The sequence below is a fragment of the Flavobacterium sp. YO12 genome, from assembly GCF_004119495.1.
Classification (GTDB): Bacteria; Bacteroidota; Bacteroidia; order Flavobacteriales; family Flavobacteriaceae; genus Flavobacterium.
This window is the reverse complement of sequence record NZ_NRQU01000007.1, coordinates 57,556-84,051: the sequence shown is the minus strand read 5'-3', so window position 1 is coordinate 84,051 and position 26,496 is coordinate 57,556. Positions and strand designations below refer to the sequence as shown.

General features: G+C 35.6%; 13 protein-coding genes and 1 pseudogene. All 14 read left to right on the top strand.

What is annotated here, in order from left to right; genetic code table 11:
• The first annotated feature begins 67 nt into the window (after nucleotides 1-67).
• The 14 genes and pseudogenes from hepC (at nucleotide 68) to BOW55_RS03620 (ending at nucleotide 26,200) form a co-directional block, all read left to right on the top strand.
• Nucleotides 68-2,044, top strand: coding sequence for a heparin-sulfate lyase HepC (gene hepC / locus BOW55_RS03680; RefSeq protein WP_129023022.1), 1,977 nt, complete (start codon nucleotides 68-70; stop codon nucleotides 2,042-2,044).
• A 750-nt stretch (nucleotides 2,045-2,794) separates the two neighbouring features.
• A complete protein-coding gene (locus BOW55_RS03675) occupies nucleotides 2,795-5,944 on the top strand; it encodes a TonB-dependent receptor (RefSeq protein ID WP_164974997.1) in 3,150 nt (1,049 codons plus the stop codon).
• A gap of 17 nt (nucleotides 5,945-5,961) precedes the next feature.
• On the top strand, nucleotides 5,962-7,848 hold the full coding sequence (locus BOW55_RS03670) for a RagB/SusD family nutrient uptake outer membrane protein (protein WP_129023021.1): 1,887 nt from the start codon (nucleotides 5,962-5,964) through the stop codon (nucleotides 7,846-7,848).
• A 206-nt stretch (nucleotides 7,849-8,054) separates the two neighbouring features.
• Complete coding sequence (locus BOW55_RS03665; RefSeq protein ID WP_129023020.1) at nucleotides 8,055-9,020, top strand: ROK family protein; 966 nt, start codon at nucleotides 8,055-8,057, stop codon at nucleotides 9,018-9,020.
• Nucleotides 9,007-10,254 (top strand): MFS transporter, encoded by a 1,248-nt coding sequence (locus BOW55_RS03660; RefSeq protein ID WP_129023019.1) that lies wholly within the window; start codon nucleotides 9,007-9,009, stop codon nucleotides 10,252-10,254. Before BOW55_RS03665 ends, BOW55_RS03660 begins: the two co-directional genes overlap by 14 nt.
• A 172-nt stretch (nucleotides 10,255-10,426) precedes the next feature.
• Nucleotides 10,427-11,806: a sulfatase gene (locus BOW55_RS03655; protein WP_129023018.1), complete on the top strand. Its 1,380-nt coding sequence runs from the start codon at nucleotides 10,427-10,429 to the stop codon at nucleotides 11,804-11,806.
• 36 nt (nucleotides 11,807-11,842) lie between these two features.
• Nucleotides 11,843-14,512 (top strand): DUF4962 domain-containing protein, encoded by a 2,670-nt coding sequence (locus BOW55_RS03650; RefSeq protein WP_129023017.1) that lies wholly within the window; start codon nucleotides 11,843-11,845, stop codon nucleotides 14,510-14,512.
• Nucleotides 14,512-15,968 (top strand): annotated as a pseudogene (locus tag BOW55_RS21230) (DUF4962 domain-containing protein); the annotation flags it as partial. The gene BOW55_RS03650 and the pseudogene BOW55_RS21230, both read left to right, overlap by 1 nt.
• A 141-nt stretch (nucleotides 15,969-16,109) precedes the next feature.
• Nucleotides 16,110-17,198, top strand: coding sequence for a heparinase II/III family protein (locus BOW55_RS21225; RefSeq protein ID WP_241686467.1), 1,089 nt, complete (start codon nucleotides 16,110-16,112; stop codon nucleotides 17,196-17,198).
• 92 nt (nucleotides 17,199-17,290) lie between these two features.
• The gene (locus BOW55_RS03640; RefSeq protein WP_129023016.1) at nucleotides 17,291-21,331 is read left to right on the top strand and encodes a two-component regulator propeller domain-containing protein; all 4,041 of its coding nucleotides are present in this window, start codon (nucleotides 17,291-17,293) and stop codon (nucleotides 21,329-21,331) included.
• A 237-nt stretch (nucleotides 21,332-21,568) separates the two neighbouring features.
• A complete protein-coding gene (locus tag BOW55_RS03635) occupies nucleotides 21,569-22,705 on the top strand; it encodes a DUF4861 family protein (RefSeq protein ID WP_241686466.1) in 1,137 nt (378 codons plus the stop codon).
• 33 nt (nucleotides 22,706-22,738) lie between these two features.
• Nucleotides 22,739-23,533, top strand: a complete 795-nt coding sequence (locus BOW55_RS03630; RefSeq protein WP_129023015.1) for a gluconate 5-dehydrogenase — start codon at nucleotides 22,739-22,741, stop codon at nucleotides 23,531-23,533.
• A 421-nt stretch (nucleotides 23,534-23,954) separates the two neighbouring features.
• Entirely contained in the window at nucleotides 23,955-25,178 is a 1,224-nt protein-coding gene (locus BOW55_RS03625; RefSeq protein ID WP_129023014.1) for a hypothetical protein, read from the top strand.
• The gene (locus tag BOW55_RS03620) at nucleotides 25,169-26,200 is read left to right on the top strand and encodes a hypothetical protein (protein ID WP_129023013.1); all 1,032 of its coding nucleotides are present in this window, start codon (nucleotides 25,169-25,171) and stop codon (nucleotides 26,198-26,200) included. Before BOW55_RS03625 ends, BOW55_RS03620 begins: the two co-directional genes overlap by 10 nt.
• Nucleotides 26,201-26,496 lie beyond the last annotated feature (296 nt).

Here is a 26,496-nt window from a genome sequence, read left to right as displayed (position 1 = left end):
AATCAAACAGCTTTTAATTTTATTAAAATAACCACAATCTATGCAACTAATTAAATTAAAAATCTGAATGAAAAACCTAAAAAACAGTATAAGCGTATTGTTTCTTTCGTTGACAATATCCTTTGTCAATGCTCAAGAAACTCCAATTAAAAAAGAAAACTTTGACGTTGTAAATTTAAACTATCCAGGTTTAGAAAAAACAAAAAAACTCTTTGACGCAGCACAATACAATGATGCAGCAAAAGAATTATTAAGTTACTACCGCAATCGCAAAAACATAAAACATCCTGAATTTAATGTAGGAGATGAAAATAGATTAAAAGGGAAAGATGTTGGAAAAGCGAATCAGGAAAAAGCCGACAATGCTTTGCAGCATAAATTTCAACCGATAAAAGGTTACAGCTATTTTGATTACGGTGCAGATATAGACTGGAATTATTGGCCTATAAAAGATAACGAAATGCGCTGGCAGCTTCACAGAGTAAATTGGTGGCAGCCTATGGGAATTGTGTATAGAAGTTCTGGAGATGAAAAATATGCAAAAGAATGGATTTCTCAATTTAGAGATTGGGAGAAAAAGAATCCTTTAGGACTTTCTAAAGACAATGATCGATATGCATGGCGTCCGTTGGAAGTTTCTGATCGTGTACAAAGTCTGCCTGGTACTTTCAATTTGTTTGTGCCTTCTCCAAATTTTACACCAGCTTTTTTAATTGAGTTTTTAAACTGTTATGCTAAACAAGCTGCCTATATTCCTGCTCATTACACTAAAGATGGAAATCACTTATTGTTTGAAGCACAACGAATTTTAGGTGCTGGCGCTTTTTTTCCAGAACTAAAAGATGCGGCTGCATGGCGTAAAAGCGGAATTGACGTTTTAAACCGTGAAATAAAATCACAGGTATTGCCAGATGGAGTTCAGTGGGAACTTTCGCCAACTTATCATGTTGCTACAATTGATATTTTCTTAAAGGCATATAATTCAGCTAAAATGGCAGGAGTTGAAAAAGAATTTCCAGATTCTTTTTCAAAAACAATTGAAAAGATGATTATTGCACTGGCAAATATCACTTTTCCTAACTACAACATTCCAATGTTTGGCGATGCATGGCTGGTTGAAAAAAATGCAAGACTAAAACAATTTGCAGTATGGTCAAAAGCTTTCCCTGAAAACGAAGAAATCAAATATTTTGCAACAGATGGCGCATCAGGAAAATTACCGTCGAACTTATCAAATGCATTGCCAGACGGCGGTTTTTATACCTTTAGAAATGGATGGAACGAACAGTCAACGGTAATGATTTTAAAAGCCGGCCCTCCGGGAGAATTTCATGCGCAACCTGATAATGGAACTTTTGAACTTTGGAATAACGGACGTAATTTTATGCCTGATACAGGCTGTTACATTTACAGCGGCGATGCGGAAGTTACCAAAATGAGAAATTGGTATCGCCAAACCAAAGTACACAGCACCTTGACATTAGACAACCAAAATATGGTTATCACCAAAGCAAAACAAGACAAATGGCAGACTGGACAAAATTTAGATATTTTAACCTACACAAATCCAAGTTATAAAGATTTAAACCATCAAAGAAGTGTGCTTTTTATTAATAAAAAATATTTCTTGATCATTGATAAAGCTATTGGAAATGCGGTTGGGAAATTAGGAGTTCATTTTCAGTTAAAAGAAGACAGCAAACCATTTTTTGACAAAACTAATAATAAGGTATATACCACTTATGAAGACGGCAACAACTTGTTGATACAATCTTTAAATTCAGATAAAATAGCTCTTAGTGAAGAAGATGGAAAAGTATCTTATGCATACGGTAAAGAAACTCCAAGACCTGCTTTTGTATTCGAAAAAAATAAGATCGATAATAAAACACAAGATTTCATAAGTATCGTATATCCTTACAATGGTTCTAAAGCTCCTGAAATCAGTATTAAACCAAATGCTGATCATAATCTGGAAAAAGGAATCGTAAGCCTTACAATTAGTATTGACGGCAAGAAAAGCGACATTAAAACATCCTTATAAAAGCAGCAAAAGATAATATTTCAAATATTCTATTTCAAAGACGTCTCAACAGGACGTCTTTTTTTTGTCTTGTTTTTTAATTTTGTCTCTTACAAAAAAACTAAACCAATCTTTTAGCAAATAACCAATGCGTATGGTTTTTAAAATCTCGACAGCAAATAGTAAGCAGTAAGAGATTAAAATTACTTTCTACTTAAATATCAACGGCTTATATCACCATTAATTTTCACTTATTTAAACACATTTTAAACCTGATTTATCTTTTGCATGAAATAGAAAAAGATAATACTAAATAAAAAGTAAGAAAAAATATTAAAAACACATTTTTACCCTTAATTTTTTGGGGTTTAAAGCTTGTTTTAATCAAAATCAATAGTATTTTGGACGTTTTCAAAACTGTCATTTTAGGTCGATTTCTATATTTGTTTCTATCAAATAATAACCAACATGACTAATCAAAAGCTAATGAATCAATTTTTACAAAAACATCTTTTGTTTACACGACAGAAAATACCTAAGGTATTTTTACAAGTTCATAAATTGTTATACTTTTCTCGACAAACCACAATAAATCAATTGTGATTTATAAAGAAAACAATTTAAGCGACATTGAACCAAACCTTACTAAAGTCAATTTTTACAGCTTTCGAATTAAAGCAGTTATAACTTTTACTTAACAAGGTTAAAAAACTAACTTAAATAATAGCTATCTGGAATAATGAAAAAATATTCCGATAAAAAACCAAAACTATGAAAAGGACTCTATTTTTATTCTTACTGCTGACAACTTGCGTGATGTACGGGCAAGATGTTATTACAGTTAAAGGTGTTGTAACCGACTCCCAAAATATGCCTATGCCTGGGGCAACCGTTTCTGAAAAAGGAACTAAAAACAGCACAGTCACCTCTATGGATGGTGAATATCAAATTAAAGTAAAATCTAATGCTGTATTAGTATTTACTTTTATAGGAACCAAAACTACTGAAGAGCAAGTAAAAAACAGAACACTCATCAATACAAAACTTATTGATAATGCTAATAATCTTGATGAGGTTGTTGTAGTAGGATATGGAACAAAAACACGAAAAAACCTTACTGGTGCAATATCTTCTGTAAAAGGAACTGAAATAGCTAAAATTCCTGTGCAGGACGTAGCACAAGCAATGCAAGGTCGTATTGCCGGATTACAGGTAACTATGCCTGACGGAACTCCTGGTGCACAGCCTTCATTACGAATTAGAGGGGGAACTTCGATTACGCAGAGTAATGAACCGCTTTATGTAGTTGATGGTGTCGCACAAACTGGCGGTCTTGCTTTTTTAGATCCAATGGATATCGAATCTATTGATGTATTAAAAGATGCATCCTCTACCTCTATTTATGGTGCACAAGGTGCAAATGGAGTAATTTTGGTAACGACAAAAAAATCTGCCGGCGGAAAACTTAGATTAAGTTACGATACTTATGGTGGTATAAAAACAATTGCCAAAACATTACCGGTAATGAATCCGTACCAATACACACAATTGGTTTACGAAAGTGCGACAGACGACACCAGAATGCAAAAATACCTGAACACTTTTGGAACCTATGATGAAATGGAAGGTCTTTACAAAAACAGAGCAGGAATCAATTGGCAAGATGAAGTTTTTGGAAATGCTGTTGTAAATCAGTATCATAAAATAGGTATCAGCGGCGGCGAAAGTGATACAAAATACAATGCTTTTTATTCTGTTAATAATGATCAAGGAATTATGATTGGCAGTGAATCTTTAAAAAACATTGCAAAATTGCAGGTAACACAAGCGATAAGCAAAAAATTTACAGTTAATGCTATTGTCAATTATTCTAATCAAAAAATTACAGGATTATCTACAAATGATGGTGGAAATGCGAGATTAAGTATGCTGCAAACATTATTACAATATCGCCCTACTATTGGAAAAAGTGGTTCTGACGATGATCTTAAATATTTACTGATTGATCCATTAGACAATCAAGCTTCACCAGCATTTCAAAGTCCGCTTATCACTATAGACAGCCAAAAAAGAGAAACAGTCAATCGTTCTATCAACATGAACTTTCAACTTTCGTATTACCTTACACCAAAATTAGTTTACAGCGGTTTGGTAAGTTACACGGATAACAGCGTTAAAAGTAAGTACTTTAATGGTGCTGAAGGAATACAAGCTATTAGATCTGGCGGAGCAAACGGAGGTATTACACATAATCTTTCGACTCGTTTAAATTACAACAACGTATTAACCTACAATAATACATTTGCTAAAAAACATAAACTTAGCGTAACAGCCGGTCAAGAGTATATTTACAATTATTCTGAAGGAATTTCAGCAGCAGCGTCAGCATTCCCTAATGTAAATTTAGGATGGGATAAATTACAGCTTGGTACAATTGCCGCAATCCCTACTTCATTTGCTGAAGATGATAAATTATTATCATTTTTTGGAAAAGCTGATTATTCATTCAAAAGCAGATATTTACTATCAGCAAGTTTACGTGCAGATGGTTCTTCTAAATTTGGAACTGAAAATCAATGGGGAGTTTTTCCATCAGTTTCTGCTGCTTGGAGAGTTATCGAAGAAGATTTCATGAAAAACATTCCTGCATTTTCTGATTTAAAATTCCGTTTAAGTTATGGAGAAGCTGGAAATAACAGAATTGCAAATTATGCTGCTTTAGGTATTTTCAATTCAGGATCATATCCTTTAAACAATCAAGTAAATATTACTGCTTTTCAAAGTAATCTTCCAAACCCGTATTTAAAATGGGAATCTACTAAATCGACCAACATAGGTTTAGATTTAGGATTCTTTAAACAACGTATTTCTCTTACTACAGAGTTGTATGAAAATCGTTCTAAAGATTTACTTTACAATACTCGTGTTCCAGCAAGTTCTGGATTTAAAAAACAATTTCAGAATATTGGAGCAACTTCAAACCGTGGTATAGAATTTACCTTGAATACAACTAATGTTAAAAATGAAAATTTTAACTGGAACACCACTTTTAATATTGCTTTTAACAAAACAAAAGTACTGGCTTTAAGTGAAGGCGAAACATCACTTATCACTAATAGTTATACAGACAAAAATGACTACATCCTAAAAGTGGGACAACCAGTTGGAGTAATGTATGGCTATGTAAACGATGGTTTATATCAAGTAAGTGATTTTGATTATAACGCAACTGCTGGTACTTATACTTTAAAAAGCGGTGTAGTAAGTGATAATCTTGCCGTACAGCCAGGTTACATTAAATTTAAAGACATCAGTGGTCCAAATGGTACTCCAGACGGTGTTATCAATGATCTTGACAGAACCGCAATAGGAGATGCAAACCCAAAATATACAGGAGGTTTAAACAATACTTTCAGTTATAAAGGGATTGATTTAAGTGTTTTCCTTGATTTTACTGTTGGTAACGATATTTACAATGCAAACGTGCTAAACAATTCAAGACTTAATTTAGACAATCTAAATACATTTGCCATGTTTGCTGATAGATGGACAACTATAAATGCTGCTGGACAACGTGTAACTGATCCTACGGAATTAGCGGCTTTAAATGTTGGTAAAACGAACCCTGCTTTTAATGGTAACACTACAGGACGTTTGTACAGCGATATTATTGAAGACGGTTCTTTTTTAAGAATCAACAATATCAGTTTAGGTTACACATTACCTAAAGCGTGGCTGAAAAAATCGTATATCTCAAATTTGAGAGTTTATTTTACAGCTTATAATTTATATGTATTTACGAAATATTCAGGATTTGATCCAGAAGTCAGCGTACTTAATAATGCGATTACCAGAGGAGTAGATTTTAGTGCTTATCCAAGAAGTAAATCCTTTATCACTGGTTTAAATATTTCACTATAATTTAAAGATTAGAAAAAATGAAAAACAAAATATTTTCCTCTGGAGCAATTATAGCAGCGAGTGTATCTTTTCTTTTACTGCCGCTTAATTCATGTGAAAAAGAATTAGAAGTTACACCCTATTCTTATTTTACAACAGCCAATTTCTTTAAAACTTCAGACGAAGCCAATATGGCCGTATTAGGAGTTTATGAAGCAATGTCCTCTTTTGACAGTTATGGATGGAATATCTCTATACTTTTTGATACTGATACAGACATTCAACAAATCAACGGTTTAAGTGCCGATGACTGGCGTATGATTCCTCATTATCAAGGTATTTCGCAGACTAACGTTTTTTATGCCGTTTGGAGCAAATTATACGAAGGAATTGACAGAGCCAATGTTGCGATCGAAAGAATTCCACAAATGGCCTTGTACACAGAAGGAACACAGGCTCAAAAAGACCAATTAAACAAATTTATTGGCGAAGCTAAATTTTTACGCGGCTTTTACTATTCTGAGTTAGTGCGTTTATGGGGCGACGTTCCCTTTAAAACAAAAAGTTCACAGGCAGGAGATGATTTAAAAGGCGGTCTTGTAGACAAAAAAGAAATCTACACCCAGATTATCAAAGATATGCAAGAAGCTGCCCTCCTATTGCCGGAACAAATTCCTACAGATGAACGTGTAAACAAATGGGCTGCTAAAGCTATGCTGGCAAGAGTTGCCCTATTTGCCGGCGGATATTCATTGGGTGCTGACGGTGTAATGAGTCGTCCTGCCAACTATAAAGACTTTTATAAACTGGCACAACAGCAAATCAACGAAGTAATGGCACAAAACCCATATAAGTTGAATCCATCGTATTCAAAGGTTTTTAAAAACCAATGTCTGCACGTTTTAGAGCCTACTGAAAACATTTTTCAAGTTGCCTTTTACAATCCAGCAGGATATAGAGAAAACTCCTCTAACATTGGTAATTTTAATGGTGTAACAACTGCAAATGGTTTTTATTCTTCGACCAATTCAAGATGTGTTGTTCCAAAACCTTTTTATAACGGATTTAATGCTGCAGATCAAAGAAGAGATTTCTCAATTGCCATGTATACGCTAAATGCAGCTGGAAATAAAGTTCCGCTTTTAACTACAAGACAAGACGAGAGCTGGACAGTTGGAAAATGGAGCCGTGAATTTCAAACCAATTCAATCCAAGAAAAAGCATACAGCCACATTAACTGGGTTATTATGCGCTATTCTGATTTGCTTTTAATGCGTGCCGAAGTAGAAAACGAATTAAATGAAGGTCCAAATGCCATTGCTTACGATGCCATTAATCAAGTTCGCAGAAGAGGTTTTGGTGCCGACGTACAAGGAAGCCGTATTGCTGTTGACTTAAAAACAAAAGGTACTGGATATAGTTCTGCAGCAAATGTAGTAATCCAAATTACAGGCGGCGGTGGTTCTGATGCATCAGCAGCTGTTGTAACTTTGGCAAGCGGTGCTGTCAACACAATTGCAATGCTTCGTACTGGAGACGGTTATACTTCTGTACCAACTGTTACAATTACAAGTGTCGACGGAAAAGGCTCAGGCGCAACGGCAACTGCTAGAATTTTACCAAAACCAACCACAGCAGAGATGAATTTGCCAACAGGTCTTGACAAAACTAGTTTCCTAAAAGCCGTTCAGCAAGAAAGAGCTTGGGAACTTTCTTTTGAAGGAATGAGAAGAGCCGATTTGATTAGATGGGGAATTTTAGGAGATAAAATAACTGAAACTGCTAATGCTGTGAAACTTATTCGTTCCAACTATTTCTATCCTTCAGTAGGAAACTTTGTAGCAGGAAAACATGAACTTTATCCTTATCCTCAAAATGAAACCGACGTAAATAGGAATATTACACGACAAAATCCTAAATATTAAACGGTGGGTTCTTGAATATTTACAATTCATTTTCCCCTCGTAAAAAATATCTTTTTTTAACATTAATGCAGGACCTCGTTCTGCATTAATTGTTTCATCTGAGTTGAAAACGACTTTTTTTCATCTAATGTTACTTAAACATTCCTCTCAAATTTATCCTTCGAAGTTAAAATAAACACTTCAAGAGGATAATTAAAATTACAATTATGATAAACTTACATAATTCTGAACTGTCATCATCTTACGCAGTTGGAATCGATATTGGCGGTACTTCACTTAAATGCGGTCTAGTCAATGAAGAAGGCAAAATTTTACTGTCCTTTTTAGTTCCCTTACAGAATGCCGGCACCCAAGAAGAAATTATACAATTAATCGCAGATGCAATCACACAATGCACATTACAATTAAAAGAACCAATTGTTGGTGTGGGTATTGGTTTTCCGGGTCTTGTAGAAAATAACGTAATCATTGGCGGTGCAGATAATTTACCCGGTTTCGAAGAATTACCATTAGGTGTTATTTTAAAAGAACTAACCGGTCATACTATCGTTATTGATAACGATGCCAATTTAATGGGACTTGGCGAATTAACCTATGGTGCGGCAAAAGATTGTTCTGATGCTGTTTTTCTAACAGTTGGCACAGGTATTGGCGGAGCCATTATGATTGACAAAAAACTTTACGGCGGTTTCAACAATCGCGGCGGTGAACTAGGTCATATCATAATACAGCAAAATGGCTTGCCCTGCACTTGCGGCGGACGCGGCTGTCTGGAAGCTTATGCATCTGTAACCGCTTTAATTGAAGATTATAAATCACAAAACCAATTTCCTTCTGAAGAAGTTGACGGCAGATATATTGTCGAAAAATACCTAATTGGCGAAGAATATGCCGTTCGCGCCATGGAACATCATTTTGATTCTTTAGCCGCAGGCATAGCTGGTTTTATAAATATCTGCAGTCCGCAAAAAGTAATTATTGGCGGCGGAATCAGTGAAGCGGGGACATTTTATATCGACGAATTAAGATACCGAGCAAAAACCTTGTCTATTCCAGCGGCCTCCATTCATACCCAGATTGTTGCTGCCAAATTAGGAAATCAGGCAGGTATATTGGGCTGTACTGCAAATGTTTTTCAGAAACTTAAAATGGAGCATTATGAAACGAAATAATTTTCTGGTTGTAATGATTCTCGTTATTTGGTTCGTAATCTCTTTTGTAACCAATATTTTAGGTCCATTAATGCCTATCATCATTCAAACATACAAACTCAGCCTTACAATGGCGGCTTTTTTACCATTCTCGTTCTTTTTAGCTTATGGAATTATGTCTATTCCCGCAGGAATACTAATCGAAAAAATGGGAGAAAAAAAAGCAATGCTGCTCGCTTTTTCTTTAAATTTAATAGGTTCAGCAGCCTTTGCTCTAAATCCTCTTTACAGCACTGCGCTAGGCTCTTTATTTGTTATTGGATTAGGAATGGCAATGCTTCAAGTTATTATTAACCCGTTAATGCGCACAGCAGGAGGCGAAGAAAACTTTGCTTTTTACTCTGTTATGGCACAGCTTACATTTGGATTAGCCTCATTTATCAGTCCGTTTGTTTTTACCTATCTCTTACATCAAAACAATGCTTTTCTAGACTTTATTTTTAACAATCTAGTTCAAAACGATTTAAACTGGACAATCTTATACTGGTTGTTTACTTTGATTTTTATCGTAATTATTCTAGTAGTAGCATTCCTGAAAATACCAATTGTAAAACTCAACGATGATGAAAAAACTGGAACTTCCCAAGTATATTTAGAATTACTGAAAAAACGCGAAATCTGGCTTTTCTTTTTAGGAATTATCGCCTATGTAGGAACAGAACAATCATTAGCCAACTGGATGTCTGAATTTTTAAGAAGCTATCATGGTCTTGATCCCGCTACTAAAGGTGCAAGTGCCGTTGCTTGGTTTTGGGGAGCCATGACTTTCGGTTGTTTACTTGGACTTGTCGTTTTAAAACTTTGGGATTCTAAACTAGTTTTAAAAACAGCCAGTATTTCCTCTATGATCGTCTTAATTGCCGCATTGTTTGGTGATTCAGAAATGGCAGTTGTGGCATTTATCACCTTAGGTTTTACTATTTCGGTTATGTTTTCAATTGTATTTTCGCTGGCACTCAATTCTACCCATAAACATCATGGTTCATTTTCAGGAATTCTGTGTTCTGGTATTTTTGGCGGCGCACTAGTGCCTTTAATTATTGGTACTCTTGGTGATTGCATCGGGCTTCGTTATGCTATGTTTTTTCTGTTTGTAACACTTGGCTATATTTTATTTTTAGCGTACAGCGCAAAACCTATCATTAACAATAAAACCACCAAACTGAAGAATATTTTCAAAAGCGAACAAAACTAAAGGGCAAAATCAGTATGAAATACCGCACAGGCATTCGTTTTTAATTAAAATTAATATCATTTTGTACAAAATCAAAACTATCTTAAATCAATGATCCCTAAATTCGTTTTGTACTTTCAAAGACTCTATGTTCTATAAAAAGACAGCTAGCTATTAAATAAACCTGACCATTATGTTATTAAAAAAAACAATAGTACTACTATCTCTAGCAGGCTTGATCGCCGCCCCGTTTACGAGTAAGGCTCAAACCAGCGATCGTCCTAATATTCTAATTATAATGACCGATCAGCAGACTGCTGATGCTATGAGTATTGCAGGAAATAAAGATTTACATACACCTGCAATGGATAAATTGGCACAAAACGGTGTGCGTTTTACTAGAGCCTATTGTGCGCAGCCTTTGTGTTCGCCATCTCGCAGTTCAATCATGAGCGGAAAAATGCCTTTTGAAAATGGTTTCATTGGAAATGCTCCTGAGAAAGACGGACAATGGCCGGAAGATTTACTCATGATGGGAAAAATTTTCCAAAACGGAGGATATAAAACAGGTTATGTTGGAAAATGGCATTTACCCGTACCAACTGCAAAGAAAAGCCAGCATGGTTTTGAATACATCGAAAACACAACTTTTCAAGATTATAATGATGCTGCAACTCCATCTTTCTGTGCACGCTTTATCAAAGAAAACAAAGACAAACCATTTTTGCTTGTCGCTTCATTTTTAAATCCACATGACATTTGTGAGTGGGCGCGCCATGAAGATCTAAAAATGGATGTTTTAGAACAAGCTCCACCCGCAGCACAATGTCCACCCCTGCCTCTTAACTGGAAAATTCCAGATCACGAGCCTAAAATTGTACGTGAACAGCAAAAAGTAAATCCAGGAACTTATCCAAGCGTTAACTGGACAGAGGATCAATGGCGTCAATACCGCTGGGCGTATAACCGTTTGGTAGAAAAAGTAGATGTTTATATCGAAATGGTTCTTGCCTCTTTAAAAAAATACAATATCGAAAAAAATACCATCATCGTTTTTACAGCAGATCATGGTGACGGTTACGCAGGTCACAGCTGGAACCAAAAACAAATATTATACGAAGAGTCAGCAAAAGTACCTTTCATTATTTCGAAAATTGGTCAATGGTCACCACGAACTGACGAAATGCTGGTTTGTAACGGAATTGATATTATCCCAACCATCTGCGGATTTACCGGAGTACAAAAACCTAATTATTTAAAAGGAATCGATCTTAGCAAAAAAATAGCCAATCCAGCGCAAAACCTACGCGATACATTGGTTATTGAAACCGATTTTGCCGATAACGAAGATCTTTTAGGCATCAGCGGACGCGCTGTAATTTCTAAAGATTTTAAGTATATCGTTTACAACAAAGGCGATTTAAAAGAACAACTATTCAATCTAACCAATGATCCAGGAGAAATTACAAATCTAGCCGTTAATTCAGCTTATAAAAAACAGCTGAATGAAATGCGCCGTTATTTAAAACAATGGTGCAAAGAAAACGGAGATACTTTTCAATCTGGGTTGTAAACCAAAAACAAGATTATGTTGCAAAAAAAAACACTTATGTTATTGCTATTTGTAATAACATTTCAAATATATGGTCAACAGCCGGCAACGATTCAGCTGAAAGCCGAAAAACTGCATAGCAGACTTAGAGAATGGCCTTATCCTGCAAACGGAGTAACCATCAATACCAATGCTCCAGCTTTGCTTTGGCCGGGAACAAATGGCGAAAAGAATATTGTATTATCAGGAGATATTGGAGACGATTTCACCATCGATCCAAAAATTCACCACGTGGTTTATAAAGTAATGCTCGCTTCTGATCCTGATTTTAAGCAAAACTTGATCACAAGCGAAGAGCAAGAATGGGCCATGTATCCGCTTCATCAGCCTTTGAAATCTGGAAAATGGTATTGGAAATATGCCTATCGCCAGAAAAGCTCACAAAACTGGGTTTGGTCACCTGCATACGATTTTATCGTTAATCCAGCTGCTGTAAACAATCTAGTTTCACCATCAGCCGCTACTGTTTTACAGCGTGTTAGCGGACAGCATCCGAGGCTTTGGAATATGAACAAAATAGGCAGCGATTTTTACTTAAAAAACCTATCAAATCCTGAAGCTAAAAAATTTATCGCTTACGCTGAAAAACTGATGTTGGAGCCGCTTCCCGAAGAAAAACCAAGACGTTACATCGACACAACCGGTAAATCTGAACTTCAGAAAAAAATCAATATCGAAGCCATGTACCACGGTTTTGGAGATATGGTAGGCAATCCTGTACGTAATCTTTGTATTGCATATCAGCTTACAAAAGACAAAAGATTTATTTTGGATGCCAAACGCAGAGCGTTGAATATTGCTCACATGAATCCAGACGGTTTAGCTACTCGTGATGATTTTACAGGAGGTGCAGTGTTAGAAGCCGTTGGATGGTTTTACGATGCTGGATTTGATTTTCTGACTCCCGAAGAAAAAGTATTTTTAAAATCTGTTATCAAATTAAGAGGTGACCGAATTTATCGCCATCTTCCAAACCGCTTCGAAATCAACATAAATGACAATCACGTTTGGCAGATTACGTTACGAAATCTCGCAATTGGTGCTGTCGCAGCCGTTGATGAGCTTCCTGAAGCCAACAAATGGCTGACTTATATTTATGAGGTCTGGTCTGCCCGATACCCTATTTTAAGTAATAATGACGGCGGATGGCATGAAGGAAGCGGTTATTTTAAAGTAAACTTCAGGTCTTTTCTTTATTTATCGCAATTATTAGGTGATTTGAGCGGTGTAGATTATTTTCAATTGCCTTGGATGCAAAACGTTCCTTATTTCTTACTTTACACACATCCATCGGCGGCATCTTGCATGGCTATGGGCGATATGTGGGAAAAAGAACCAAACATTGCTAATGTAGATGCTTTATTTACCGATGCTCTTTCATACAGAATAAACAATCCTTATTTGAATACTTACGTAGCCAATATTAAAAGGGATTACCCAAAGCATTTTAAAGGAACAGATGACTTCTTGCTTTATCGCTTATTAAATTACAAAGCAGAACGAAACCTGCCTGAATCTCCCTTTAGCGAATTACCAAAATCACGTTGGTTCAAAGATGTCGGGATGACGGCTATGCATGAAAATTTATCTGATACTTCTAAAAATTTAAGCAGTTATTTCTTTAGCTGCCCAATAGGTTCTTCTGGTCACGGTCATGCTTCACAAAATGCATTTACTATTAACTATAAGGGCAAAACAATTTTTGGAGGAACTGGCTATTACAGCAATTTTAGTGATCGTCATAACCTTTTAGATTATCGTACTTCTAGAGCTTATTCTACTATTTTAGCAGATAGTTTGGGACAGAAAATTGGCGAAGACGGATATGGCTGGACACCACGTTTTATTACCGGAAAACACATTCAATATGTGTTGGGCGACGCTACAAAAGCTTACGGTCCTATTACAAATGAATTTTGGCTGGATCGTTTTCAAAAAATTAATGTCGTACCAAATGAAGCCAATGGATATGGAGAGCGAAATATTACACTTTATCGCAGGCATTATCTGCAGTTAGAAGATGGTTATGTGGTGATTTATGACGAACTCGAAGCTGAAAAACCTGTAAAATGGACAACACAATTTCAAGTGCCTTATTATACCATAGAATCAAAAGAAACAGCCAACAGTAAACAGCAGAATTTTACCGTAAAAACAGATGTAGGTTTAGTCAATACAAGTGTTTTTGCTAATACTGATCTTAAAATGCAAGTACATGATAAATTTGCCGAAGCAGCCGTAAACTGGAACAAAGTAACTGGCCCAGACGGAAAAGTTTTCGAATACAAAAATCAGTGGCATGCAGGAATAACTTCAACGCCAAGTAAAAAAATGCGCTTTCTAACCGTCATTAAAATCGATGGTAAAGCTGCAGAAATCATAAAACCTGCTGCATTGAAAAATGGAAACATTCAGCTAAATTTTGGCAACTGGGAGCTATCTGCACAATTAAATAGTGATCAAGCTCCAATGTTAAACATTAAAAATGAAAAATTAAATGCAGCCTTTAATTACGGTGCTTCTGCTATTAAACTAGGAAAAAAAACGTATCAACACCAAACCAGCGGAAGCTCAATGCTTGTTGAAACTATCAATAACAAACCAATGCTGCAAGAAGTAATCGACGAATTACCAGATGTCGCAAAATATGATTCTAAAACTAAGTAATGATTACCATGATAAAAAAAATAAGTTTTGCGATCTTACTAATTCTAAGTGGTAAACTAGCTGCACAGCAACCTGCGGAAATTAAACTCACTGCCGAAAAATTACATTCTAGAGTACGCGAATGGCCATATCCTGTAAACGGAATAACGGTGCCTACAAATGCTCCTGCCCTGCTTTGGCCGGGAACAAACGGCAAAGAAATGGTAAAACCAATGGAAAGCGGCAGCGCAATTCCCGAAGATCCAAATATTGGCAACGTGCGATACAAAGTAATGCTGGCAAGCGATAAAAACTTTACTAAAGATTTAATTGCCAGTAACGAACAACGTTGGGCGGTTTATCCTTTGCATCAGGCTTTAAAATCTGGAAAATGGTATTGGAAATATGGGTACGCCCTAAAAAACAGCAATCAATGGACGTGGTCTCCAACTTATGATTTCGTTATTGATTCAAAATATGCAAACCAAAAAGTTTCTCCGCCTGTAAACGAAGTTTTAAAAAGAAATGAAGGAGCACATCCGCTTTTGTGGGATATGCGCACAATTGGCGAAGATTTTTACAAAAACAATCTTGATAATCCTGAGGCTAAAAAGTTTATCGCTTACGCGGAAAAATTAATGCTTGCTCCTCTCCCAACTGAGAAACCGCAACGCGTAATTGATACAACCGGCAAAAATCCGTTAGAAAAAAAATAATTATCGAGCGAATGTATCATGGTTTTGGAGATGCTGTTGGTACTCCTGTTCGTAATTTATGTATTGCTTATCAGCTTACTAAAGACAAACGTTTCATTTTAGATGCCAAACGCAGAGCCATAAATATTGCCAATATGAATCCTGACGGACTTGCAACTGGCGATGATTTTACAAGCGGTGCAGTACTTGAAGCTTTAGGCTGGTTTTATGATGCAGGATATGATTTTTTATCACTAGATGAAAAAGAACTTTTTAAAAACATTATTAAATTTAGATCTAAAAGAGTTTACGATCATCTTCCAAATCGTTTTGAGTTGCACGTAAGCGACAATCACGTTTGGCAAATTACGATGCGAAACCTTGCTATTGCAACAGTTTCTGTAATAAACGATGTGCCCGAAGCAAAAGAATGGCTTACTTATTTGTATGAAGTATGGTCGGCACGTTTTCCAGTTCTTGGCACAACAGACGGCGGCTGGCACGAAGGAAACGGTTATTTTAGAGTCAACTTTAAATCGATAATTTATCTTTCTCAAATGTTTGGCGATTTTAGCGGAGTCGATTATTTCAAATTGCCGTGGATGCAGAATCTGCCTTATTATATGCTTTATACACATCCTAATAAATCGGCAAGCACTGCAATTGGCGACATGTGGGAGAATATTCCTTACATTGTAAAAGGCGAAGCTTGGTTTGCAGATGCACTGACTTATAAAATTGATAATCCTTATTTAAACTGGTATGTTGACGGAATAAAAAAAGAATATCCGTCTTATTATCATGGAACAGATGATTTCCTGCTTTTCCGTCTTTTAAATTTTAAACCAAACCGAAAATTACCTGTTTCATCTCCTTCAGATTTGCCTAAAACACGCAAATTTGGAGATATCGGAGTTGTTGCTATGCATGAAGATTTAGCCAACGCCGACAAATCTTTGAGCAGTTATTTATTCAGCAGTCCCTTTGGTTCTTCGGGACATGGACACGCTTCGCAAAATGCTTTTACCATTAACTATAAAGGAAAAGTAATCTTTGGAGGAACGGGTTACTACAGCAATTTCAGCGACAAACACAATCTTTTGCATTATAGATCTACAAAAGCATACAACACTATTTTGGCCGACAGTTTAAATCAAAAAATCGGTGAAGAAGGTTACGGATGGATTCCGAGAGCGATTTCTGGAAAACGTATTCAGTATGCTTTAGGAGATGCAAGCAATGCTTATGGCGAAATTAAAAGCGAATTCTGGCTCAACAGATTCGAACAAATTAAAGTTGTACCTAGCAAAGAAAACGGTTACGGAGAATCTGGTGTAACCTTATACAGAAGACATATGCTGCAATTAGAAGGCGGATATATTGTTTTGTACGACGAACTAGAAGCCAAAAATCCAGTTAAATGGACGACACAATTTCATTGCCCATATTATACTATTGAAGGTCAGAATGCAGAAAAATCGAATCAGCAGCAATTTGTTGTAAAAACAGACTTAGGAAATGTTACTGCTAATGTTTATGCCGAAAGTCCGTTAAAAATGGCTGTACACAATCAGTTTTTTGAAGCGGCAGTAAACTGGAATAAAGTTACCGATGATGAAGGTAAAATTAAAGATTTTAAAAACCAATGGCATGCTGGAATTACCTCAGAACCTAAACAAAAATTTAGATTCTTAACGATCATTCAAATCAAAGAAGGTAAAACAGAAGTCATTAAAACATTATCAAACGTTAATGAATTAAAGCATTTACAAGTTGGAGATTGGGAAATTTTAGCACAGTTAGACGGCAAGAAAACAGCGGCTTTACAAGTAATTGGCAAATCAGCAAAATCAGCATTTAGTTTTGGCAATCAATCTCTAGAGTTTGAAGGAAAAAAATATGCACCAAAAATTGCTGGAAGTTCAGTATTACTAGAAATTTACAATTCTAAAGTAAACAAACAAGAAGTTGTTGACGAATTGCCAGACGCAGCTAAATACGATAAAAATTAAAAGAATAAAGTGTTTTCTTTTTGTTTAAATTAGAGCTTACGTTCTTTTAAACAAGAAGCCAAACCAAACAATAAATTATAATTCAAACCTTTATGAAGAAAACGATTCTCCTTTTTACGTTTTTCTACATAACTCTTTTCTCCGTGAAAAGTTATGCGCAGGTACAAGATCGCTATTTCCGAACTATTTCGGTAGATAAGGGCTTGTCGCAAAGTTCTGTTTTTGCCATCCAGCAAGATACTTTAGGTTTTATCTGGATAGGAACGCAAGACGGATTAAATCGTTATGACAGTAAAGGTTTTAAAGTGTATCGCCCTTTAAAAAACGCTAAAAATAGTTTACAGTCTTATTTCATTCGAAGTTTGTTTACAGATCATAAAGGGCGATTATGGATAGGCGGAAATCAAGGTTTAAGTGTTTATAATTATGATACTGATAACTTTACCAATTACCAGTTTCCAAAAAGTTTAGGCGAATGGTATATTTCGTCAATAACAGAAGACAGTGAACATCGTATTTGGGCAGCATCAATTACAGGAGAGATTTTTGTTCTTTCGCCAAAAGACGGAAAATTTACCAATATTAAATTTAAAGCTTCTTCTCACGAAATAAAAGAGATTGCTTACGTCGGTTTTTGGCAGCAGCAGCTTCTTATAGGCACCGATGTTGGTCTTTTTCAATTAAATCCAAAAACACATCAATTAAAAAAACTGAATTTAGGAACTAACAAACCTTACATCAATAGTGTTTTTGTAGATAACAAGAACTTATGGATTGCAACCGAAGGTTATGGAGTGATTTTGTATAATGGTCAAAACCGCCAGACTTCAAGTCTTACACACAGTTCATCATCAAATAGTATTGCTGATAATAATATTCGTTGTGTGGGTAAAGATACCGAAGGCAATATCTGGTTTGGTACTTTTAGAGGACTTTCTATTTATAATCCATCGGCTAATTCTTTTACAAATTATTATCATCAAATTTCACAACCTTACACCATTGCTCAAAATTCGGTACGCTGTTTTTTGAAGGATAAACAAAACGGAATCTGGCTGGGAACCTACTATGGTGGTATTAACTATTATCATAAAAATGATATAAAGTTTAATATTTTAAGCCAAAACTCGGCTAAACCATCTTTAAACGATGAAGTTATTGGCGTAATTAAACAAGATGCTAAAGGAAATTTCTGGATAGGAACTAATGACAAAGGAATAAACTATTGGAACAAAAACGCTGGCACAATCAGTTATTATTCAAATAGCGAAAACAATCCTAACAGTATAAGTTCTAATAATATTAAAGCCATTGCTTTTGATGATAATGGTAATGTACTTGTTGGTACTCATAATGGCGGAATGAATCTTCTTAATCCAAAATCTGGAACAGCAGAGCGATTTCGTCATGACGAAAAAAATCCTAACAGTATTGCAGGAGATTTAGTCTATGCTTTGCTGAAAGATTCTAAAGGTCGTATTTGGGTGGGTACCAGAACTGGTTTAGACCAATTTCACCCCGAGACCAAAACTTTTACTCACATTCATCTCGACAAAGCTGGAAAACGTTTAACATCAGACGCTGTTACTTTTTTGTTTGAAGACAGTAAAAACCGTATTTGGATAGGAACTACAAACGGAGTTACACTCTTTTATCCTGATACGCTTTTGTTTGGAAATGTGGGGCACGGAAAACTAAGCGAAGATATTATCAATTGTGTAACCGAAGATCAAAAAAACCGAATTTGGATTGGCACTAGAGAAGGCTTGCGTTTGTATGACGAAAACCAAGAATCTTTTATAAGCTTCAAAGCTCGAAAAGACTTTTTTGAAGAAACCATTTACGGCATTGTTCCTGATGATGATGGTAATTTATGGATTTCTACCAATCACGGCCTGATCAAATTTAATCCAGACAGTCGTACGGTTCAAAATTTTGACGAAAGTGACGGTTTGCAAAACAAACAGTTTAACGAATATTCGTTTTGTAAAGCACAAGATGGTATGTTACTTTTTGGCGGTATCAAAGGTATTTCGTACTTCTATCCTGCTATGATTAAACAAAAACCGCTGCCTTTAAAACTAAGTTTTACAACACTCGAGGTTTTAAACAAAACGGTTGCGGTAAACGATGAAACCAATATTTTAGAACAACATATCGATCAGGTAAAAGAACTCGAAATTGGCTCAGAATACAAGCAATTCAGTATCTTTTTCAACACCTTCAACTATATTTCTTCTAATAGAACGTATTACTATTATAAACTCGACGGCATTGATAAAGACTGGCAGCGCACAGATCAGTTAAAAGTGAGCTACAGCAATTTACCAGCAGGAAAATACAACTTTCAAATCAAAGCCGTAGGTCCAAATGGCGAAATGAGCGCGGTAAGAAGTCTAACAATTGATATTCTTGCGCCTTGGTATAAAACGCTTTGGTTTTCGCTGTTGTTATTAACCATTATTGGTATTGCGGTTTATATTGGTTTTAAAATTATTAAAGAAAGAATTCAAGCTGAACAACAGTTAAAATTAGAACGAATTGACAAAGAAAGAGTAAGTTATATCAACCAAGTAAAAATGGATTTCTTTACTAATGTTTCGCATGAATTAAGAACGCCATTAACATTGATTCTGGCTCCTTTAGAGGAATTATTAAAGACCCCGTTTGCGGACAAAATATCTAAGAAGAAACACGAACTAATGTTTATAAATGCAAAAAGATTGTACAACTTAGTCGATCAGCTTTTTGAGTTTAGAAAAACCGAAATGGGAACGCGACAGCTTAAAGTGGGCAAAGGTGATATTGTTCGTTTTACACGTGAAATTTACGAGTCGTTTAAACCGCTTTCAGAAAAAAACGATATTCATTTTACCTTTCATACAAACGAAGAACAGCTTTTATTTTATTTTGATAAAGATGCTATGGAAAAGATTTTGTTTAATCTTTTATCCAATGCGTTCAAATACACCAAAACGGGTCAAAGCATTACGCTGGAATTAGTAAAGAAAAATGAAACTGTAGAAATAAAAGTCGCTGACACGGGGGTTGGAATTAGTGAAGACGATTTATCAAAAGTATTCGATCGCTTTTATCAGGTAAACAATCGTGAAATGAATTTGGGCTCTGGTGTTGGTTTGGCTTTTACAAAACGCTTAGTCGAACTGCATCACGGAGAAATTTCTGCCGAAAGTACTAAAGAAGTTGGAAGTGTTTTTAAAGTAACAATTCCTCTTTCTGATCAAGCTTATAAAAACGATCAGCATATCGAGGATTCTTTATATGAATTAGATATCGTTACTGATAATGAACTTGATAACGAAAACACTCTTGAAGAAGAAAACGAATTAGCAGAAAGAGATCAGCCAATAAAACTGCTTTTAGTTGATGACAATAAAGAGATTATAGATTATCTGCAGGATTACTTTGGTAAAATTTATGATGTAACAGCCGCTTACAATGGTCAAATGGCTTTAGAACTTCTAGAAATTCACCAATTTGATATTATCATCAGCGATGTAATGATGCCAGAACTTGACGGATTGCATTTTTGCAAACGTGTTAAACAAAACATCAATACTTCGCATATTCCATTAGTGCTTTTAACCGCCAGAACCGAAACCAGCCAGCAGTTAAAAGGAATAGAAATGGGCGCTGATGATTATATTACAAAACCTTTTTCGACTCCAATATTGGCCGCAAAAATTACAAATTTGCTGCGCTCGCGTAAACGTTTAAAGGAATATTATGCTGTAGGGAAAGAAATGGTTCCCGAAAACATTGCTTTTAACACGCTTGACGAAGATTTTCTTAAGCAAGCCATACAAATTGTAGAAGATCATTTGGCCGATTCTGAGTTTTCAGTAGATCATTTCAGCCGACAAATTGGTATGAGCCGTTCTAATCTTTATCTAAAACTCAAAGCTATTACAGGCGAATCGGCGATGGATTTTATAAAAAGAATCCGATTTAAAAAAGCAGTAGAATTAATGCAGAGTAAGCGATACACAATTGCACAAATTACCTATATGTGCGGTTTTAACTCTCCGTCTTATTTTTCAACCGCTTTCAAGCAGCATTATGGCTGTATGCCGAGCGAATATTTAGCCAAACTAGAGCAGCCAAAAGAATAACGAAACAACAATACAAACTAACTAATGCAAACAAAAAGCCTCTTTTATAATCCTCTGCCTGTTTAATTAAACAGCTGCAAAAACAAAGTCTTTACACAAAGGCAAACTCAATAATTTCGAAAATTACAGACTCGGCAAAATGATTTCATTTCTGATCGACAAGCTCATTTCATGCCTTTTTCAAACAAAATAACAACTTTAAATAAAACAACATAACAAACTATTAATTAAAATTTTATGAAAATTATAAAATACATTTTTCTACTTACTTTTATTTTACCCTTTACTTCTATTGGGCAGACAAAAGCAAGTATTACTATTAAAAACAATTTGACTGTAGATCAAACAGAAACTGTGGTTTCTGTAAAATGGAAAGACATACTTTCCTCCTATCCGCAAATCGACACGACAAACTTTATTGTAATTAATACGAGCACAAAAAAGCAGGTTCCTTTTCAATTGGAACATAAAGGTTCTGCTGCTGTTCAAAATTTATTATTGCAGGTAAATGTTAAAGCAAAATCAACACTAAACCTTTCTATTCAAAAAGGAAAACCTGAAGCTTTTGCAGCAAAAACATATGCGCGCTACGTTCCTGAACGCAAAGATGATTTTGCTTGGGAAAATGATAAAATTGCGTTTCGTGCTTACGGGAAAGCTTTAGAAAAAACAGAAGGTGATGCTTACGGTTTTGATGTTTGGGTAAAACGCACAGATAAATTAGTATTAAACGACCGCTACAAACGCGATGATTACCATATCGATCATGGTGACGGTTTAGATTATTATCACGTAGGTTTTACCTTGGGCGCCGGAAATATGGCTCCATTTATCAAAGACACTATTCGTTACTCAGGCAATTATCACCTATGGAAAGTTTTAGATAATGGGCCTTTACGCTCCACTTTTCAACTAAAATATGACGAATGGAACGCTGGCGGCATAAAAATGAGTGCCATAAAAACTATTTCGCTTGATGCTGGCTCACAGCTTAACCGCATCGAAAACGTTTATACATTCAATGACAACAAACCGATTCCTGTTGTCGTGGGAATCATAAAAAGAGAAAAGACAGGTGTTATTTCTTTAAATGAACAACAAGGTATTATGGGATACTGGGAACCTACTTTCGAAAAAGACGGCACAACCGCTGTAGGTTCTATTGTAACTACTCCAGTAACTTCTATGTGGAGTAACAAAGAACAAATACTAACACAAACAACGGTCAAAAACAACGAACCAATTGTGTATTACACCGGTGCGGCGTGGGATAAAGCAGGTAAAATCACTACTGCAAAACAATGGTTTGATTACTTGAATGCTTTTTATCAAAAAGTAAACAACCCGTTGATTGTAACGGTAAAAAAGAACTAAAACAGAATTACTATTAACTATAAACAAAAAAGAATGTCAATTAATTTATTTGATTTAACAGGGAAAACAGCATTAATTACAGGTGGTGTTCACGGATTAGGAATGGCAATGGCTAAAGGACTTGGACATGCTGGTGCAAAAATTGTAGTAAACGACCATTCGTCGCAAGAAGCAGTAAACAATGCAATTGCCGAATACAAAGCAGAAGGGATCGAGGCTTACGGATACTTATTTGATGTAACTGACGAAAATGCAGTAATCGAAGCAATTAACAAAATAGAGTCTGAAGTTGGTCCTATCGACATTTTAATAAACAATGCCGGGATTATCAAAAGAACGCCAATTATCGAAATGGAAGTTGCAGATTTTGAAGCTGTGGTAAAGGTTGATTTAACAGGCCCTTTTATTGTTTCTAAAAATGTAGCGAAAGGAATGATTACGCGCGGAGGCGGAAAAATAATTAATATGTGCTCAATGATGAGTGAACTTGGCCGAGATTCTGTAAGCGCTTACGCATCTGCAAAAGGCGGATTAAAAATGCTGACCAAAAACATGGCTACGGAATGGGCTAAATTCAATATTCAAACAAACGGAATTGGCCCTGGTTATTTTGCAACAAGTCAAACGGCTCCAATTCGAGTAAACGGACATCCTTTTAATGAGTTTATCATGGGAAGAACTCCTGCAGGACGTTGGGGAAATCCAGACGATTTACAAGGTGCAGCAATCTTTTTAAGCTCAAAAGCAAGTGACTTTGTAAACGGTCATATTGTTTATGTAGACGGCGGTATTTTAGCAACAATTGGAAAACCATCTAACGAGAATTAGGTCGTAATTAATTTCAAAACATAGTCAAAATAACTATCTACATAGTTTTACGGCTTTAGAGAAAGATGTTTCACTTGACCAAAAATACATAAACTACTATGCGAGAGAAATGTGTTTCTTTTTAGTTTTCCTTTCTAGAAATAAAACCTATGTTTCTATGTGTTTAAAAATAATTTTAAACCTCGAGCGAAACGGACAGATGAAGTAATTACATCGAACAGCTTTACTAATTCAATTAATATTCGGCAAAGCCTTTTGTTTACAGCATTAGGCTTTGCTTTTTTTACTGTTTCTGAGTATTTTACAGATAAATCTTAAAAAATTAAAAATTTCTTATTTAAAATACCGTTTTTTAAACGAAATTTGCGCTTTAATATTAAAAAATTAAAAACAAACCCCAAGTTTAATCAAAACCCTACTAATGAAAAAAACGTATTATTTTTTTCCAGTACTTGCTGTTCTGGCAAGTATCACTTTTGCATGCAGTGACAAGGAAGACGGCGAAAATTACAAGCCAAATTATCTGCCTAGCATTGACGCTGCAACATTACCAGCAGGAAATCGTGCCTTTACAATGTTTGAAGACGCCGAAAACTCTTCAAAAATGTACGATAATAAAGACCGTTGGTTTAGAGTAAATAAACCTTTGCAAGTAATTCAAAAAAGCAAAGATTCTGTTCAGGTATCACTGTATTCACCAGTTGGATTAACTGATGTGAAAATATATGCTAAATTACCTAACTACGAAAAACGCTTTGTTCTTTACAAATTTTCAAAAGTGCCTGCTTTTCACAGATCTTTTCATCAAATTCCGTTAACTGCGGGAAAACATGATTACGAACTTGAAAACGGCAAAACAGTTACAATCGACAAAATCGAAGGATTTTCTTCGGGAGCAATCGAGTTTTCTGTAGAATCAACTGATCCTTTATTTCTGAAATTTAAAAAAATCAAGTCTACACACTTAGTGCAATTTAGCGCTTCGTATCATACTAACGAGCTTGGAAAGTTTTTACCGATGAATCCCGTTTTGGCAAAAGAAGCCATAACGATGATCATTAATTATTCTTATGCTTTAAGTCATCCTTTGTATTACAGCACTTTTACAAATTTCAACAAATACAAACAGGAACAGGCTGCTACAGCAGGAACCGCAATAAATGGCGCGCTTAATTGGCATGGTAATGCTGAAGATAAGGATGGAACTTACGACTATTTAACTAAAGAGGAAATAGAAAAAACGTACTGGAATTACCTTGACGGCAGAACGGTAAATATGGCAATGGTTGGCGGTGCAGCAGCTTTAGGCGGCGGCGCACTGGCTTCTCAATGGGAATCTGGTTATGTTACAGGACATTGGTTAGGCGAAATGTCGGTTTGGTCACACGAATACTCTCATCATATTGGCTGGGGACACAGCAGTAACTTAGCAAACAGCGGTGAAGGCGGCGGTCAACAGGAAATGCTTACTGATTTTTATAAATACTTGATTTACTTAAACGATCTGCCTTTTACAGATCCTGAAGTACTAAAAGGATACAGCAAAACAAGTTACCTAACGGGTAAATACAAAAAACCAGAGTTTAAGATAAATCCTAAAAACCCATTTTTACTAAAATATAAAGGAGAAGGAAAATGGAACTAACCCGCAAAATCAACATGAACAAACTACCTTTTTTAATACTGCTGCTTTGTTTTATTACGAGCTGCAGCAAAGATTCTGATGGTCCTGAACCAACAAATTACGACTATTACTACCCTACAAACGAAGCTTCGATTACAGCTAAACAAATTGGCGACGGATCCGGAACGCTTGATCCTAAAGGAATCACGATTTCGAAAGAGAAATTATACGTTTGCAACGGTAATGTTTTAGAGGTTTTTAATGCTGTGACTTTAGCGCATATTAAAACAATTGCAAACTACACAAAAGGCAGTACAACAATTCCGTTTGTAAATCTGACATCTGTTTCTATTGATAATGGAAGAATTTATGTGGGAAGTGTCGAATCGAGACTTTTTGTTCTTGACGAAAGTACTACTCTAGGAATTAACACGGTTGGAAACGGACAATGGTGGCAGACTTTTGTACACGTTTTTGGCGTTGTTGTAAAGGACGGATTGGTGTTTGTAAAGGAAAAAGAAAAATCTATTAAAGTTTTTGAAGCTTCACAAATTACTGAAACCAGCGACTGGAATTTAAAACCTTTTGCTAAACTAAACACTTTAAGCGGTTTCGATCAGGTATATTCTATGGATGTAACGGACGGAAATTTGGTAGTAGCAGGAAGAGATGCTAAAAGTTATTTGTATTATAATTTAGCTGGCATTCGTGCTAATGCTGCAGCTTCAATAACTACTCCATTAGAACCCGTAAAAGCTCCTTTTGAAGAAGCAAAACCAATTTCGGTAGTATTTAGCAAAGATTGGGCGATAACATCAGAAAACGCAGGAAACACATCTTATTTACGTCTTTACCCAAAAGACGAATTTAACAATAGAGAATACAAACCAAGAGTAAATGCTTCTGACATTATGGGACAAAATCCTTTTGGTACTATTGTAAGTGCGGTACAACTTAATGATCGCATCTTTCTATCTGATAACACAAATAAAACAATTCGAGTTGTTAAGCTTAATAAATCAACAATTGCTGAGCAAAAGTAAAATTTCCCTCTGCTCTTGTTGAATGCGTATTAAACACATAGATTTCTGTTGGTTTTCAAATTAAATCTATGTGTTTAATATTTTTTCGCGCTCCCGATAGCTCAATATTATTAAGTTCAAGGACTTGATGATGTAATTAATACTGATTTTTAATTGCTTCTCCGTTCGCCTTTCAGGCTTGGGTAATGTTTAAATTTCAGATCTAATAAATATCGTAAAATCAACATTCATTCATTGAAATTAGACTATTAAAAAAATGCTCCAGCGGAGCTTTCAAAACACATAGAAATTCTGCA

Excerpts from the sequence above, each read along its gene's own strand:
- hepC (WP_129023022.1), top strand. The coding sequence starts at position 68 with ATGAAAAACCTAAAAAACAGTATAAGCGTATTGTTTCTTTCGTTGACA.
- BOW55_RS03675 (WP_164974997.1), top strand. The coding sequence starts at position 2,795 with ATGAAAAGGACTCTATTTTTATTCTTACTGCTGACAACTTGCGTGATG.
- BOW55_RS03670 (WP_129023021.1), top strand. The coding sequence starts at position 5,962 with ATGAAAAACAAAATATTTTCCTCTGGAGCAATTATAGCAGCGAGTGTA.
- BOW55_RS03665 (WP_129023020.1), top strand. The coding sequence starts at position 8,055 with ATGATAAACTTACATAATTCTGAACTGTCATCATCTTACGCAGTTGGA.
- BOW55_RS03660 (WP_129023019.1), top strand. The coding sequence starts at position 9,007 with ATGAAACGAAATAATTTTCTGGTTGTAATGATTCTCGTTATTTGGTTC.
- BOW55_RS03655 (WP_129023018.1), top strand. The coding sequence starts at position 10,427 with ATGTTATTAAAAAAAACAATAGTACTACTATCTCTAGCAGGCTTGATC.
- BOW55_RS03650 (WP_129023017.1), top strand. The coding sequence starts at position 11,843 with ATGTTATTGCTATTTGTAATAACATTTCAAATATATGGTCAACAGCCG.
- BOW55_RS21225 (WP_241686467.1), top strand. The coding sequence starts at position 16,110 with ATGCATGAAGATTTAGCCAACGCCGACAAATCTTTGAGCAGTTATTTA.
- BOW55_RS03640 (WP_129023016.1), top strand. The coding sequence starts at position 17,291 with ATGAAGAAAACGATTCTCCTTTTTACGTTTTTCTACATAACTCTTTTC.
- BOW55_RS03635 (WP_241686466.1), top strand. The coding sequence starts at position 21,569 with ATGAAAATTATAAAATACATTTTTCTACTTACTTTTATTTTACCCTTT.
- BOW55_RS03630 (WP_129023015.1), top strand. The coding sequence starts at position 22,739 with ATGTCAATTAATTTATTTGATTTAACAGGGAAAACAGCATTAATTACA.
- BOW55_RS03625 (WP_129023014.1), top strand. The coding sequence starts at position 23,955 with ATGAAAAAAACGTATTATTTTTTTCCAGTACTTGCTGTTCTGGCAAGT.
- BOW55_RS03620 (WP_129023013.1), top strand. The coding sequence starts at position 25,169 with ATGGAACTAACCCGCAAAATCAACATGAACAAACTACCTTTTTTAATA.